The following is a 15,218-nucleotide window of genomic DNA, read 5'->3' on the forward strand; positions in this document are numbered from 1 at the left end:
GCTTGTCCCATTTGGTGACGCTTGAGCAGTGGCCACGACGGGGCGGAGAGGTGATTTCCCTCTCATCGCGCCGCGCTCAAGCGGTCGGCGGCTGCTCCAGCCGCCGGACGCGTTCGGCGTCGGCGGTGCGGGGGCAGGTGAGGCAGGCCTCGGCCGGGCGGATGGCGTAGTAGAGGCAGCACCCGAGGCGGGTGCGGGTGTGGTGGACGCGGCCGTCCGTGCCCGGCAGTCGACGGAACGCGGCGGCGCCGGGGAAGGGCGGAGTGTCGCCCGGGAGTACGGCGGTGGCGGCGCGGATGGCGTCCTCCTCCTCACCGAGCATGCGTCCCACGTACCAGATGGCGGAGGCGAGATCGTCGGTGACCATGCCCCACAGGGCGCGTGGGCCGCGCTTCAGCAGGTCTTGGAAGGCGTCGAGTACGGGTGTGACGTGTTCGGCGACGACGGCGCGCAGTTCGGCGCGCAGCTCGTCCTCCCCGGCGAGGACCCGCGCACCGGGTCGGCCGGCGGCAGGGTCGCCGGGCAGGCACGCGAAGTCACCGGGGCGCAGGGCGAGGTCACCGGTCCGGGAGTCGATCCACAGGTCCTCGGGCCGGATTCTCGGCACCCTGCGCTCCAGGTGCCAAGGGCCGCTGACGAGCAGGCAGAGGGACCAGAGGTAGTGATGGAGCAGGCGGGAGGCCGCCACGTGTCCGCGGGGGGTGCAGTCGTACTCGGCCAGAATGCGGGCCTTCTCGTCGGCGATGAGCTGTTCGCGGTGCTGATCGAGTCCGGCTGCCTCGACCCAGGTCCGTGCGGGCGTTCGGGGCGGCTGGGTCGTCGTCAGTTCCACGCGCAGCGCGGGACACAGCTCCGTAAGGCGCCGGTACGTCCCGTCGAGCAGACCGGCGACGGGTGGCCGGACCAGCTGCGTCTCGGACATGGGGGCTCCAAACATTGACCAACGTTGACCACCATCGACCAACATCGACTAAGGTGAGGCTCACCTTATAGTGCCGTGGTGGAGTCTTCGTACGGCGCTCCGGTGGACGCGACTTGACGAATTTAGGTAAACCTAACCTAAGATCGCTTCTTGTGCTGAAACTCGATCTGCCGGCTCCCACAGCCCCGGCGGCGCAACGGGCCTCGGCGGTGCGGCGGCTCCTGCTGCTGACCGCCGGCCTCGGTGCGCTGCTGCTGTGCACAGCCATGAGCCTTGCCCTCGGGACGCGTGCGATCCCTCTGCCCACGGTGTTTGACGCACTGTTCGGCGGCGGGCACGGCGGCGACGCTGACGTGGTGACGGGTCTTCGGGTTCCGCGGACCCTCATCGGCCTGGTGGTCGGCGGCGCACTCGGAGTGGCGGGGGCCGTCGCCCAGGGCGTCACCCGCAATCCCCTGGCTTCGCCCGTCACTCTCGGCATCAACGCCGGTGCGAGCTTTGCCGTGGTCACCGCCATCTTCACGCTGGGTCTCGACCAGCCGGTGCAGTACCTCTGGTTCGCCTTCGCCGGGGCGGCGGCCGCCGCCCTTGCCGCCTTCGCCATGTCCCGCCGCGGCGGCGACCTGGACCCGGTCCGGCTCGCTCTCAGCGGCACCGTCCTCAGCGTGGTGCTGATGTCCTGGACCTCCGCGCTGATGCTCGCCAGCCACCGCACCCTGGACGAGGCCCGGTTCTGGCTGGCCGGCTCGATCGGCGGCCGCAACCTCGACGTGCTCACCCCCGTGCTGGCGTTCGTGGTGATCGGGTTGGTCGCCTCCTTCGCCATCTCCCCGGCGCTCAACGCACTTGCCCTCGGCGACGAGGCGGCGCAGTCGCTCGGCGTGCCGGTCGCGCGGATCCGGCTGATCGGCGGCCTCGCCGTGGTGCTGCTGGCCGGCTGCTCGGTGGCCGTTGCCGGGCCGGTGGCCTTCATCGGCCTGGCCGCCCCGCACCTGGTTCGCCCGCTACTCGGGGGCGACCACCGGTGGCTGGTACCCGGCTGCCTGATCGCCGGTCCGGTCCTGCTGCTCGCCGCCGACGTGCTCGGCCGGGTCGTGGCCCGCCCCTCCGAGATCGAGGTCGGCATCGTGACGGCCTTCCTCGGCGCGCCGCTCCTCGCCGTGCTGGCCCGGAAGGTGGCCCGATGACCGCCGTTCTCACCACCCCCGAGGCCGCGCCCGCCCGCGGCCGCCGTAGCGCCAGGGCCCGCGCGCGCAGTCGTACGCTGCTGTGGTGCGCCGTCGCGGTCACGCTGCTGGTGCTTCTGACCGGTATCGCGCTCGCCACCGGCCAAGTGAAGATGTCCGGCTGGGACGCGCTGCGCGCACTGGTCGGCCTGGGGGAGCCCGGTGACGTGCTGGTCGTGCAGCAGTTCCGCGCACCCCGGGTCGTGTCGGCGCTGATCGCCGGCGCGGGTCTCGCCGTGGCCGGCTCGATGCTCCAGCGGCTGTTCCGCAACCCGCTCGCGTCCCCCGACACCATCGGCGTCACCGGCGGCGCCTCCTTCGGCGCGACCCTGATGCTCGCCACCGGCGCCTCGCAGGCGATGATCCCGCTCGCCGCGCTGGGCGGCGGCCTGCTCGCCGCGGTCCTGCTGGGCGGCTTCGCATGGCGCTCCCGGATGGCCGTCACCCGGCTGGTGCTCGTGGGCCTGGCGGTGCAGCAGGGCCTGGCCGCGGCCGTCAACCTGATGATCGTCCGGTTCCCCGCCGAACTCGCCACCTCGGCGATGCAGTGGACCACCGGCTCGCTCTACGGACGCAACTGGCCCGAGGTGTGGGCGGCCGGCAGCGCGATCGCCCTGACCGCCACCGGCGCCTTCCTGATGAACCGCCGGGTCTCCGTACTCGACCTCGGCGACGACTCCGCCGGAGGCCTGGGCCTCAAGCCGAACCGCGACAGGCTCTGGCTGCTCCTGCTCACCATCGCACTCGCCTCGCTGGCCGCGGCGCTCACCGGCCCGGTCGCCTTCGTGGCGCTCGCCGTACCCCACCTGGTCCGCCTGCTCGCCGGCCCGCCCACCGTGGCGACGCTGGCACTGACCGCGCTGCTCGGCTCCGTCCTGCTGCTCTCCTCCGACCTTCTCGTCCTGCACGTCCTGCCCGTCCACGGCCTGCCGGTAGGCGCCGTCACCGCGACCCTCGGCGCGCCGTGGCTGCTGTGGCTGATGATCCGCCAGGGCCGGCTTCCCCAGAGGAACGACTCATGACCGCCAACGAGCTGGCCACCCAGAGCCTCAACCTGCGCTACGGCAACCGGGTGATCATCGACGGCCTCGACCTCACGATCCCCGGCAGCGCGGTGACCGCCATCGTGGGCCCCAACGCGTGTGGGAAGTCCACCCTTCTGCGCGGCCTGGTCAGGCTCCTCGACCCGGCCTCCGGAACGGTCACCCTGGACGGCGCCGACGTCCACCGGATGCCCGCCAGGGTCCTGGCCCGCCGGATGGGCCTGCTCCCGCAGCAGCCCGTCACGCCCGAGGCGATCACCGTCGAGTCGCTGGTGAGGCTCGGCCGGTTCCCCCACCAGCGGATGCTCAGCCCCTGGTCGAAGGCGGACCAGGCGGCGGTCGAGGAGGCGCTGGAGCGCACCGGCACCGCCGCTCTGCGCGACCAGCCGGTGGACCAGCTCTCCGGCGGCCAGCGCCAGCGCGCCTGGATCGCCCTCGCCCTGGCCCAGGACACCGAACTGCTGCTGCTCGACGAGCCGACCACCTTCCTGGATCTGCGCCACCAGCTGGACGTACTGAACCTCGTCGCCGACCTGCACGCCGAGGCCGGCCGGACGGTGGTGATGGTGCTTCACGACCTCGGCCAAGCCGCCCGGTACGCGGACCACCTGGTCGTGCTCGACGCCGGCAAACTCGCGGCCGCCGGGCCGCCGGCCGAGGTGCTGACCGCGGAACTGGTCGAGTCCGTGTTCCAGGTGCCCTGCCGGGTCGTCCCCGACCCCGAGACCGGCACCCCGTTGGTCATCCCGTCCGCGCGCGTCTCCGCCCGTGGCCGCGTCAGCGCACCGACCGCAGCCGTCTGACCCGTCCCCGATCACCGGCTCCCGTTCTTCCGGCCCGCCTTCAGCGGCGGGATCCCGGCGCTCCACCCCGTCCCCGTGCACAGACTAGGAACCCTCATGGCCCGCACCGCTCTCGCCCGCAGACTGCCCGTCGCCGTCCTCTCCCTCGCACTCTCCACCACCCTGCTCGCCGCCTGCGGCGGCGGCGAGGGCGCCGACACCCCGAAGGCCGCCGCTTCCGAGCCCGCCGCCGGCTCCGCCGCCTCCTTCCCCCGCAGCGTCAAGCACGCCGCCGGCACCGCCGAGATCAAGGCCCAGCCCAAGCGCGTCGTGGTCCTGGACAGCGGAGAGCTGGACGACGTCACGCTGCTGGGCATCACCCCGGTCGGCGCGGTCTCCCCGCACATGAAGACCGAGGGCGGTTTCCCCAACTACCTCAAGGACAAGGTCAAGGACGCCAAGGACGTCGGCCCGATGACGGAGCCGAACCTGGAACTGATCGCCTCCCTCAAGCCGGACGTCATCCTCTCCTCGAAGGTCCGCCACGGGAAGGTCTACGACAAGCTCAACGCCATCGCCCCGACCGTCCTGGCCGAGACCACCGGCCAGCCCTGGAAGGAGAACCTGGCCCTGTACGCCCAGGCCCTGGGCAAGGACGCCGAGGCGAAGAAGGCGCTGGAGGACTACCAGGCCCGCGCCGCCAAGCTCGGCCAGGCGATCAAGGAGAAGAACGGCGGTACCGTGCCGACCGCCTCGGTCGTGCGCTTCGTTGCCGGTCCGACCCGCCTGTACCAGAAGGCCTCCTTCAGCGGCACCGTGCTCAAGGACGTCGGCCTCGCCCGCCCCGCGTCGCAGGACGTCGACGCCGCGATGCTCGACGTCAGTGCCGAGGAGATCAACAAGGCCGACGCCGACCTGGTCTTCGTGACCGTCGCCGACGACCCGACCAAGACCAAGCAGAACGAGGTCCAGAGCACCGCGGTGTGGCAGGGCCTGAACGCCGTCAAGAACGGCAAGGTCTTCAACGTCCCGGACGAGACCTGGATGTCCGGCATCGGTGTGCAGGCCGCCGACCAGATGCTGAACGACATCGCCAAGGCCGCCGGCGTCGACGCCCCGAAGTAGCACCGGTCCGGGGCGGGCCGACGAGGCCCGCCCCTACCGCACCACCGCCGTCACCACCACAGGAGAGGACCGTCCCCATGCGGCTGTACCTGCTCGCGCTCAACCCCACCGACTCCGTCACGGAGGGCTTCCTTCCGGCCGCCGCGAAACTGGGACTCGACGTCACCGTCCTCTCCGACTCGGCCGAGCCGCACCGCCGCGCCTACGCGGGACTTCCCTTCGCCCCGGAGGTGCTGGAGTGCGACGTCCGGGACTTCCGCGAGGTCGTCAGCCGCATCTCCCGCCACCACGCACCGGACGCCGTCTTCACCAACAGCGACCACCTTCAGACCCAGGCCGCTCTGGCCGCCCAGTACTTCGACCTGCCCGCCAAGGACTGGAAGGCCACGCTCCGGGCCAAGAACAAGGCCGAACTGCGCCGCCACCTGACCTCCCGCGGGCTGGACGCCGTACGGTCGGCCGAACTGGCCCCCGGCCAGGACCCCTCCGCACTCGCCGGACTCGACATCCCGTTCCCCTGCATCGTCAAGCCCCGCGAGGGCGTGGCCAGCGAGGACGTGGCGCTGGCCGAGGACCTCGACCACCTGATCCGGCTCGCCAAGGACATCCAGCAGCGCCGCACGGGCGCAGCCCTGGTGATCGAGGAGTTCCTCGACGGCGAACTGTGCACGCTGGAGACCCTCGGCGACGGCACCGTGCGCCACGTACTCGGCGGCTTCCGGACCCAGATCTCCGCCCTCCCCGCCTTCATCGAGGAGGTCATGGAGTTCGTCCACGAGTACCCGCGCCCCGTCGTGGACCAGGTCCTCGCCCAGCTGGACGCGGTCGGGGTCGGCCTCGGCGCCTGCCACACCGAGTTCGTCGTCCAGGCCGACGGCCGGGCCCGGATCATCGAGGTGAACTACCGCGCCGTGGGCGACCGGACCGACCTGGCGATGGCCCGGTTCCTGGGCATCCCCTACTTCGAACTCGTCCTTCGCGCCCACCTCGGCGAGGCGCTCCCCGCCGACCTCGGAGCCCGGACGGACATCCTGGCCCACAACCTGGCCGTCCTCGCCGACCGGGCCGGCACCCTGAGCGCCGCCCCCGAGGCGTGCGACCTGGTGATCGACGGCGTCGAGCTCTCCTACCGCCCCCTGCGGGCCGTCGGCCAGCGCCACCCGCACTACCGCACCAACCGCGACTACCTCGGCATGATCTGGACACTCGGCCCGGATCTGAACGAACTGCGCCGCGTTGCCGCCGAGTTCGCCGCCGGTCACCAGTGGGAGATCACCCCGTGAGCGCCGAACAGAGCCTGACCCTGCGGGTGCTGTCCGCGCTGCTGCGCGAGGACGTACTCGGGCTGCGCACCCGCAGCGTCCCCGTACACCGGGCGGACGGCCTGTGGCTGCGCCTGGACCGGGACCAGGACGGCGGCGCGCTGCTGCTGCCGGTGGCCGAGGAGGGCTTCCAGTGCGAGTACGCCGCACGGCTGCCGCTCCTGGAGGTGGACGGGGCCGAACTGGTCACCCTGAACGCCATCCTGGCCGCGCTGCGCGAGCGGGCCGAGCCCGAGGACCGGGTCGGCCATGACGCCTTCGCCGAGGAGTGCCGGCAGACCCTGGCCACCATGGAGCTGCACGACAAGGCGCAGCCCGAGGTGTTGGACGCACTCGCGGCCCGCTATGGCAGCGACCCCGCCCACTGGTCGGGCATGGGCGCCTCGATAGCCCAGGACACCCTGGCCGCCTACCTGGACCACCCGGTGTACCCGACCGCGCGCGGCCGGTCGGGCCTGACCGAGGCGGAACTGGCGGGCTACGCACCGGAGTTCCACCCGCCCTTCCTGCTGCGGTGGATCGCCGTACCCGTCGGCGCGCTGGAACTGCACACCGCGGAGCCGCTGCCCGACTGGTGGCCCACCCCCGAGGCGATCGGCCTGCCGGCACTGGCCGTCGAGGACCACCTCACCCTGCCCGTCCACCCGCTGACCGCCGGAGCCCCGCTGGCGGACGCGCTGCGCGAGGCCGGCCTGGAGGGCGTGGCCGTGCAGGGCCCGAAGCCGTACCTCGAGGTCGTACCCACGCTCTCCATGCGGACCGTGGCCGTCGCCCGGGACCCCCGCTGCCACCTCAAGCTGCCGCTGGCCACCGCCACCCTCGGCATGCGCAACCGCCGCACCATCAAGGCCGGTGTGCTGCCGGACGGCGCCGCCGGACAGCGCCTGCTGGAGACGGTGATCGGCCTGCAGGCGCGCTTCACCGAAACGATCCTGCACGCCGACGAGCAGACCTACGCGGAAGGCGGCCACGAGCTGATCGCCGTGCTGCTGCGCCGCTACCCCGCGGGCCTGGACGAAGCGGTGACCGTACCGCTGGCCTCGCTGCCCGCCACCGCGCCCAGCGGCCGACTGGTCCTCGACCACCTCGCCGACCGCTTCTACGACGGCGACCCGCTCGCCCTCTACGACGCCTTCCTCACCCTGCTGCTCGACTGGCAGACCGCCCTCTTCCGCTACGGCATCGCCCTGGAGTCGCACCAGCAGAACACCTCGCTGGTGTTCGACCGGGTTGACGGCGCCACCAGACTCCGGCTGCTCTACAAGGACAACGACGGCCTGCGGATCAACGGGCTGCGCCTGAAGGCCACCCTGGGCGAGCTCGCTCCGCGCCCCGAGGAGTTCGACGACGCCCGGATCTTCTCCGACAGCGACCGTCCGCTCACCGACCTGTTCACCACCATCACGGGCCACCTCTGCACGGCCTCCCTGGCCTTCGCCCTGTCCGCGCGGGGCCGGATCCCGCTGGAGAGACCCCTCGGCATGCTGCGTCAGCGGCTGACGGAGGCCGTCGACCGCCTCGGCGACGACGGCACCGCGCTGCGCGCCGACCTGCTGGAGGCCGACCGGCTGCCGGTGAAGGCCATGGTCACCGCGGGCACCCTGCTCAGCAAGCAGCGATCGGGCGCCGCCGACATCAACAAGCACTACACCAGCGGCCCGAACTACCTCCACCGGGCGGGGATCGCCCGATGAGCGCCGACACCGTGGCAGACCCCGCGACGGCCAGGAGACGCTCGGCCGGCCTCGACCGCCAGCAGGTGCACGCCATCGCCGCGTGCTACTTCGTCGCCTCCTTCGCCGCCCTCGGCCTGCCCCCGTACCTCACCGCCATCCTGCCCGCGCTCGGCGACCCGACCGGCAGCTGGGCCGGCGTGCTCTACATCGTGCCGACGGTGTTCAGCGCGCTCGGCGCCCCGCTCTGGGGCCGGCTGGCCGACCGCTTCGGCCGCAAGCGGCTCCTGCTGCGGGCCCAACTCGGCCTCACCGTCTCCTTCCTGCTCGCCGGAGCCGCGGAAAGCCTGCCGGCCTTCACGGTCGCCCTCGTACTGCAGGGCTTCCTCGGCGGCACCTTCGCCGCCACCAACGGCTACCTCGCCGCCGCCCTCGACGGCCCCGGGCTGTCGAAGGCCCTCACCCTGATGCAGGGCAGTGCCCGCGCCTCGCTGGTCGCCGCCCCGATCCTGGTCGGGGCGCTGACCCCGTGGATATCACCGCACCGCCAGTACCTGGTGATGGCGGTCCTTCCGCTGGCCGCAGCCGGACTGCTCGCCATGCTGCCCGAACCGGGCCGCCCGGCGTCCCGCACCGAGGAAGACACCGCTCCCCGGCCCGTACCGGCGGCGGGGCCGCTGCGTCTGCTCTACGCCTTCGAGTTCGCGTTCGTCTTCTCCACCATCATCTCCTTCCCCTATCTCATAGCCCTGGTCGAGGAACGGCTGCCGGGCGTCTCCGGAACCGTCTCCGGGGTGCTGTTCGCCCTGCCCCACCTGTGCTACCTGGTGTTCGCCGCCCGGGTGCACAGCCGCTTCCTCGACCGCCCCCGGACCGGCATCGCGCTGGGCTTCGCCTTCGTCGCCCTCGGCCTCGCCGGCCACGCCGTCACCCACTCGCTGTTCACCTTCGTCCTGGTGCGCCTGCTGCTCGGCGTCGGGCTCACCCTCGGCCTGGTCTGCCTTTCGGTGCTCGCCGCCGAGGCCGCGAGCGGCCGCGCCCCCGGCCGGATGTTCGGCACCCTCGAATTCGTCTCCAAGGGCGGCGCGGTAGCCGCCGGCGCCGTCGCGGCCCTCGCCAACAGCACGCTCGGCGCCTCCGCGCCCGTGCTGATCGGCACCGCCGCCGCGCTGGCCACCGCGCTCGGCGCGGCCGCGCTCGCCCTTTTCCCCCGTACCCGTTGGAGTCATTGATGCCCGCGCCCGTACAGTCGCTGACCTCGCCCACCGTCGGCCTGCCCTCCGCCGACCACGCGGTGGCGCACACCCTGCTCAACTGCCTGCTGCGCGAGGTGTCCGGACCCGAGCACCAGAGCGCCGTCGTCGACGGCCGACTGCTGATCCGCCTTCCCCGGCGCGGAGTACTGCTCCGCGTCGCGCTGCGACGCACCTCCCTGATCGGCGCGCACCGCTTCACCGGGCCGGTCTTCGAGGAACGCGCGGACGGCTGGGCAGAACTGAGCTGGCACGAGCTGGCCGAGCACCTCGGGCAGGAACTGACCCTGCGCAGCGGAGTCGGCAACGAGGAGTTCCTCGGGCAGGTCGCCTCCAGCCACGAGGGCGTCGCCAGCGCGCTGTCGGACCGGGGCGAGGCCGAAGCCGACCGCTACCTGGAGTCCGAGCAGGCCCTGCTGTTCGGCCACCGCTTCCACCCCGCCCCCAAGTCGCGGTCGGAGGGCCGCGCCGCCTGGGCCGCGTACGCGCCGGAAGCGCGCGCCTCCTTCCCGCTGCGCCACCTCGCGGTGCGCGCCCACCTCCTCGCCGAGGAGAGCCTCGACCCGGCGACGACCGCGCTGATCGACGGTCTGCGCGAGGTCCCCGCCGGATACCGGCTGCTGCCCGCACACCCCTGGCAGTACGAGCTGCTGCGCGACAACCCCGCGCTGCGGGCGGCCATCGAGCGCCGTGACGTACTGGACCTCGGCCCCGGCGGCGCCCCGTTCACCCCGACCGCCTCCGTGCGCACCCTCTACGGCGAGGGCGCCTTCCTGAAGTTCAGCCTCAACGTCCGGATCACCAACTGCCTGCGCAAGAACGCCGCCTACGAGCTGACCGGCGCCGTCGCGCTGACCAGGCTGCTGGCCCCGGCGCTCGGCGAGCTGGCCGAGCGGTTCCCGGACGCCACCATGCTGCGCGAGCCGGCCTTCCGCACCCTGGCCCTGCCCGGCCCGGACGGCACCCCGGACCTCGCCCTGTTCGAGGGCTTCGGACTGATCGTCCGCGACGGCCTGGACCACTCCGTGCGGCCCGGCGTCACCCCGCTGCTCGCGGCGGCCGTGGCCGACGAGTACCCGACCAGCTCGGCCCACATCTCCCGGCTCCTCCACGGCGCCGAACCGCAGGAGGCCCTGCGCTGGTGGGCGGCGTACCTGCGACTGCTGCTCGCGCCCGTGCTCGCCGCCTACTTCGACCACGGCGTGGTGCTGGAGCCGCACCTGCAGAACGTACTGATCGGCGTGGACGGCGACGGGCACCCCGCCCAGGTGCTCTTCCGCGACCTGGAGGGCACCAAGCTCGTCCCCGAGCAGAACGCCGCGCTGCTCGCGCAGCTGCCCCCCGAGGTCGCCGGGCCGATGGCCTACGACGCCCAGCGCGGCTGGGACCGGGTGGTCTACTGCCTCCTCGTCAACCACATCTCCGAGCTGCTCGCCGCGCTGGCCGACCAGTACCCCGAGCTGGAGGGCGCCCTCTGGGAGGGCGTCCGAAGCGCCCTGCGGTCCTACGCCGACGAACACGGCTGCCCGCCCCGGCTGAGCGCCCTGCTCGCCGGCGTCCCGCTTCCCGCCAAGGCGAACCTGCTGACCCGCTGGGAACGCAAGGCCGACCGCGCGGCCGGCTATGTCCAGCTGCCGTCCCCGATCGCCAAGTCCGTCCTCGCCGAAGCCGCCCGCCCGTCCGTCTGGAGCACCCGATGACCGTCACCCCTCTGGTACGCGACCACGTCGCCGCGCTCACGCCGGAAGCGCTCCCGGCGTACGTCTACGACCTGGACGCCCTGCGCACGCACGCGGCGGCGGTCCGGGCCGCGCTGCCGGCCCGCGTCGAGCTGTACTACGCGGCCAAGGCCAATCCCGAGCCCGCCGTACTGACCGCACTGCGCGGGGCGGTGGACGGCTACGAGGTCTCCAGCGGGGGAGAGCTGGCACACGTGCGCCGGGCCGTGCCGGACGCCCCGCTGGCCTTCGGCGGTCCCGGCAAGACCCCGGCCGAGATCGCGGAGGCCGTCCGCGCCGGGGTGCACCGCTGGCACGTGGAGGGCGTACAGGAACTGCACCGGCTGGCGGCCGTACTGGAAGCCGCCACGCCGCAGGCCTCCGTCGACATCATGCTGCGGGTGAACCTGCCCGTCGCCTCCGGCCAACTCGACTCGGTCGCCCTCGCGATGGGCGGCCGGCCCACCCCGTTCGGCATGGATCCGGACACCGCCGAGGAATGCGTACGCCTGCTGGCCGGCCCCCTCGGCCGTCAACTGCGGCTGCGCGGTATCCACGCCCACCTGGCCAGCGGCCTGGACGCCTCCGCCCAGCTCGAGGTCGCGGAACAGATCACGGACTGGTCCGCCGCACTCGCCGAACGCCACGCCATCAGCATCGACGAGGTCAACGTCGGTGGCGGCATGGCCGTCGACTACGCGGATCCGGCCGCGCGCTTCGACTGGACCGCCTTCGGGACCGGGCTGGAGAAGCTGCTCGACCGCCACCCCGGGCTGACCCTGCGCATCGAACCCGGGCGGGCCCTCACCGCGTACTGCGGCTGGTACGCCACCGAGGTGCTCGACGTGAAGCAGAGCCACGGCGAGGACTTCGCGGTGGTCCGCGGCGGCACCCACCACCTGCGCACCCCCGCCACCCGCGGCCACGACCAGCCGTTCACCGTGCTGCCCGTCGAGGACTGGCCGCACCGCTGGCCCCGCCCGGCCACCGTCACCGGCCACGCCACCCTCTCGGGTCAGCTCTGCACCCCCAAGGACGTCCTCGCGCACGGCGCCCCGGTAGACGCTCTCCGCACTGCCGACCGGGTGATCTTCGCGCTCACCGGGGCCTACGCCTGGAACATCTCGCACCACGAGTTCCTGATGCACCCCCGCCCCGGATTCCACTTCCTCGGCGCTCACGACGCCTGACCGGCGCGGACATGCGGCGTCGACGTGCGACCCCCGCGTACGCGGGGGCCGCACGTCGGCTGTCGGCGTTCGCTTCACAGTGCACCGGGCGGTACACGCTTGAGGAACTCGCGTTGGTCGTCCAGGAATCCGTCCGCGAAGAGTGAACGGGGCGAGAAGAGCGCCGTGAGCGTGATCTTGAGGTCCGACTGCTCGATGGACTGCTTGAGAAATGAATGGGACGCGTCCGGGTAGTGCTCGGCCGTCATCGCACCGCCCGCGTCCAAGACCTGGCGGTAGACGCGCTCCGTGTCGGCGGTGTCCACGTTGATGTCATGACCCGCGAGGGCCAGCAGCACCGGTACGCCGCGCAGGGCGCGGAGGTCTTGCGTGGCGTCCGCGGTGTAGTTCTTGGAGATGAAACCCCAGCGATCGGCGGTCATGCCGTCCGCGTCGCCGCCCATGGCCCTGACGTACTCCTCGAAGGGCGCGCGGCGTTGCAGCAGCCCTCGGGTGGTGTCGCTCTTGGCGATCGCCGCGTTGGTACGGGCTGCTGATGCGCCCTCGGCGCGCAGCTCGGCGAGGAGGTTGTAGCGGCCCTGCTGGAGCCAGTTGATCGCGGGCGAGACGGCGATGACGAAGCTCACGGGCGTCTTGGCGGCGACCTTCGGCAGGACCCAGCCCGCCTGGCTGGCGCCCCAGAGCCCGATCCGTTCGCCGTCGATGTCCGGCCGGGCGCGCGCCCAGGCGATGGCGGCGGCTGCCTCGTCGGCCCGGTCCTCCATGGACTGACCGAGCCAGTTCCCGGGTGCGCCCGCGACGCCGGGCTTGTCCCAGGACAGTGAGGCGTAGCCGGCCCTGGCGTTCGCTTCCCACATGGGCTTGTAACCGTCGTCATGCGTGGCGTCGACGGGGCCGTCGCCGTGGACGTACACGACCAGGCCGTGGTGCTTGCGGCCGTCCTTGGGGGTGGCCAGTACTCCGTCGAGGGTGTGGCCGCCGTGACGGATCGAAACCCGCTGCTCGTCCATGTCGTAGGAGTGCTGCCACAGCACCACACCGACGAGACCGGCGGCCACGACCAGGACCGTCACGAGTGACCACGCGGTGATGCGGAGCCCGTGCCGTCTGGGCTGGATCTTTGGACACATGGGATCTGACCGCCTCTGTTCGGGTGAGCGCTCACTAAAACTATCAGTTCGAGCACGGTCGTCATGAGAATGATAGTTTTGAGTCTCGGGTGCAGCGAGAAGAGAGGGTGTGGCAGGCATGGGACTGGACGCGACGGACACCGGTACTGGACCAGTGACGGTCCGGCGGGGCCTTCCGGCCGGCGCCGAGCGGCGGGCGGCCGAGCTGTACTGGGACGCTTTCGGCCGCAAACTCGGCCCCGCGCTGAACCCGCCGGACAAGGCGGTGCCCTTCATCGCCGCCCACCTGAACGCCGATCGCGCGGTGTGCGCGTTCCTCGACGGGCAGCTCGTCGGCCTCGCCGGCTACCAGCTCGGCGGCCGTGCCCTCACCGGGGGATCGGCCTCCGCCGTGCTGCGCGCGTACGGACACGTGCGAGGACTGCGCAGACTCCTGCTCCTCGCCCTGTTCGAACGCCACCCGGCCCCCGGACAGCTCGTCATGGACGGCATCGCCGTGGACCCGGGCATACGCGGCCGCGGCGTCGGGAGCCTGCTCATCGAGGAAGTGGCCGCCGTCGCGGCGGAACAGCACTGCCGGGAGATCAGACTTGATGTGATCGACACCAATCCGCGAGCCAGGGCCCTGTACGAGCGGCGCGGCTTCACGGCCGTGCGGACCGAGGGCACGCCCTACCTGCGGGGGCTGCTGGGATTCGGAGCGGTGACCACCATGCGTCGCGCCGTCGGAACGAAAGGGGCTGGAGGGGTGAGAGAACTGTGAGCGCCAAGACGGAGGACCACGTCGAGATCCCCACCCGCATGCTCGTCCACGCGCTGATCCGCGAGGACGGCACCGTCGGCGCGGACGAGCTCTACGCCGTCGCCAACACCCTCGGCATGAGCGACCAGCAGGTGCGGCTGTGCGTCAAACGCCTCGTGGCCGAGGGCCGGTTCACCCACGAGGGCCGCGGCCGCAAGGCGGAGCTGCACGCGACCGTGGACACCACGCGTGCCCTGGCCCCCAACGCGGACTTCCTCCGGCACGCATTCCAGCAGGACGCCGGGCTCGCGCCCTGGGACGGTGTCTGGCACCTGGCCGCCTTCGCGGTGCCCGAATCGGCGCGCACGGCCCGTGACGACCTGCGCGAGACGCTCGTCCACCTCGGCGGCGCCCCGCTCCAGGGCGGACTGTACGTCTGCGCCAACACCTGGGAACCGTACGTCGAAGAAGCGGCCCACCGTCTCGGCGCCCATAGCGCGCTCACCCTTCTCACCACGACGGACCTGCGCAAGGGCGACACCCAAGAGCCTGCCGAACTCGCCCGCCGCCTGTGGCCCCTCCAGGAGATCGCCGACCGCTACCACCGCCTCAGCCGCATCGCCCGGCCCCGCCTCGCCCGACTCACCGGCCCTGCCGGACTCTCCCCGTCCGCACGCCTCACCATCGCGGTCGAGCTGGCCGCCGAACTCACCCGCGCCATGGAGCCCGACCCGCTGTTGCCGCCTCAACTCCTGCCCCAGCCCTGGCCCGGCACTCAGGCCCGGGAGCTCATCGCCCGGTGCTGGGCGGCGCTGCACGAACGAGAAGGCGGCGAAGCCCGCCCAGTCCTCTTCCGCCTCTACGCCGACATCACCCGAGAAGCGGCGGACCGGGCCGCGCGCTGAAGACGTGGCCTCCCTCATCACAGCGGCTGGGCTGGACTACGAGAACGAGAACTACGAGGGGCAGCTGACCCAACTGATCTGTGACCACCTGGGGCTGCCCCCGTTGGACCACGACACCATCACAGTGGATCGTGACCTGATGGCCTCCTACATTTAGAGCGCAAGACCGTCGGAAACGCACCCCGCC

Annotated in this window: 13 protein-coding genes; 11 read left to right on the forward strand and 2 right to left on the reverse strand. The window is 72.2% G+C overall.

Annotation, left to right across the window (positions count from 1 at the left end; genetic code table 11):
• Positions 1–76: 76 nt before the first annotated feature.
• Positions 77–922 carry a (2Fe-2S)-binding protein gene (locus tag ACWDYJ_RS09100; protein WP_451564842.1) on the reverse strand — a complete coding sequence of 282 codons (846 nt, stop codon included), beginning with the start codon at positions 920–922 and terminating at the stop codon, positions 77–79.
• A 266-nt stretch (positions 923–1,188) separates the two neighbouring features.
• Between ACWDYJ_RS09100 and ACWDYJ_RS09105 the strand changes: the two genes are divergently transcribed.
• From ACWDYJ_RS09105 to ACWDYJ_RS09145, 9 genes are all read left to right on the forward strand, one after another.
• The gene (locus ACWDYJ_RS09105; RefSeq protein WP_451564895.1) at positions 1,189–2,109 is read left to right on the forward strand and encodes a FecCD family ABC transporter permease; all 921 of its coding nucleotides are present in this window, start codon (positions 1,189–1,191) and stop codon (positions 2,107–2,109) included.
• A complete protein-coding gene (locus ACWDYJ_RS09110; protein ID WP_451564843.1) occupies positions 2,106–3,170 on the forward strand; it encodes a FecCD family ABC transporter permease in 1,065 nt (354 codons plus the stop codon). Before ACWDYJ_RS09105 ends, ACWDYJ_RS09110 begins: the two co-directional genes overlap by 4 nt.
• Positions 3,167–3,994 (forward strand): ABC transporter ATP-binding protein, encoded by an 828-nt coding sequence (locus tag ACWDYJ_RS09115; protein ID WP_451564844.1) that lies wholly within the window; start codon positions 3,167–3,169, stop codon positions 3,992–3,994. Before ACWDYJ_RS09110 ends, ACWDYJ_RS09115 begins: the two co-directional genes overlap by 4 nt.
• A 96-nt stretch (positions 3,995–4,090) precedes the next feature.
• Positions 4,091–5,098, forward strand: a complete 1,008-nt coding sequence (locus ACWDYJ_RS09120) for an ABC transporter substrate-binding protein (protein ID WP_451564845.1) — start codon at positions 4,091–4,093, stop codon at positions 5,096–5,098.
• Between the two features lie 77 nt (positions 5,099–5,175).
• Positions 5,176–6,381 carry an ATP-grasp domain-containing protein gene (locus ACWDYJ_RS09125; protein ID WP_451564846.1) on the forward strand — a complete coding sequence of 402 codons (1,206 nt, stop codon included), beginning with the start codon at positions 5,176–5,178 and terminating at the stop codon, positions 6,379–6,381.
• On the forward strand, positions 6,378–8,114 hold the full coding sequence (locus ACWDYJ_RS09130) for an IucA/IucC family protein (protein WP_451564847.1): 1,737 nt from the start codon (positions 6,378–6,380) through the stop codon (positions 8,112–8,114). Before ACWDYJ_RS09125 ends, ACWDYJ_RS09130 begins: the two co-directional genes overlap by 4 nt.
• Positions 8,111–9,325, forward strand: a complete 1,215-nt coding sequence (locus ACWDYJ_RS09135) for an MFS transporter (protein WP_451564848.1) — start codon at positions 8,111–8,113, stop codon at positions 9,323–9,325. The genes ACWDYJ_RS09130 and ACWDYJ_RS09135 overlap by 4 nt, the downstream gene beginning before the upstream one ends.
• On the forward strand, positions 9,325–11,046 hold the full coding sequence (locus ACWDYJ_RS09140; RefSeq protein ID WP_451564849.1) for an IucA/IucC family protein: 1,722 nt from the start codon (positions 9,325–9,327) through the stop codon (positions 11,044–11,046). The genes ACWDYJ_RS09135 and ACWDYJ_RS09140 overlap by 1 nt, the downstream gene beginning before the upstream one ends.
• Positions 11,043–12,254 carry a type III PLP-dependent enzyme gene (locus tag ACWDYJ_RS09145; protein ID WP_451564850.1) on the forward strand — a complete coding sequence of 404 codons (1,212 nt, stop codon included), beginning with the start codon at positions 11,043–11,045 and terminating at the stop codon, positions 12,252–12,254. Before ACWDYJ_RS09140 ends, ACWDYJ_RS09145 begins: the two co-directional genes overlap by 4 nt.
• 74 nt (positions 12,255–12,328) lie before the next feature.
• Here the strand turns inward: ACWDYJ_RS09145 and ACWDYJ_RS09150 are convergent, their stop codons facing one another.
• Positions 12,329–13,384 carry an alpha/beta hydrolase family protein gene (locus ACWDYJ_RS09150; protein WP_451564851.1) on the reverse strand — a complete coding sequence of 352 codons (1,056 nt, stop codon included), beginning with the start codon at positions 13,382–13,384 and terminating at the stop codon, positions 12,329–12,331.
• A 118-nt stretch (positions 13,385–13,502) separates the two neighbouring features.
• Between ACWDYJ_RS09150 and ACWDYJ_RS09155 the strand changes: the two genes are divergently transcribed.
• Both ACWDYJ_RS09155 and ACWDYJ_RS09160 read left to right on the forward strand, forming a co-directional pair.
• Complete coding sequence (locus ACWDYJ_RS09155; RefSeq protein ID WP_451564852.1) at positions 13,503–14,147, forward strand: GNAT family N-acetyltransferase; 645 nt, start codon at positions 13,503–13,505, stop codon at positions 14,145–14,147.
• A 38-nt stretch (positions 14,148–14,185) separates the two neighbouring features.
• On the forward strand, positions 14,186–15,031 hold the full coding sequence (locus ACWDYJ_RS09160; RefSeq protein WP_451564896.1) for a PaaX family transcriptional regulator C-terminal domain-containing protein: 846 nt from the start codon (positions 14,186–14,188) through the stop codon (positions 15,029–15,031).
• The last annotated feature ends 187 nt before the right edge of the window (positions 15,032–15,218 follow it).

The sequence above is a fragment of the Streptomyces sp. NPDC003042 genome (assembly GCF_053591315.1).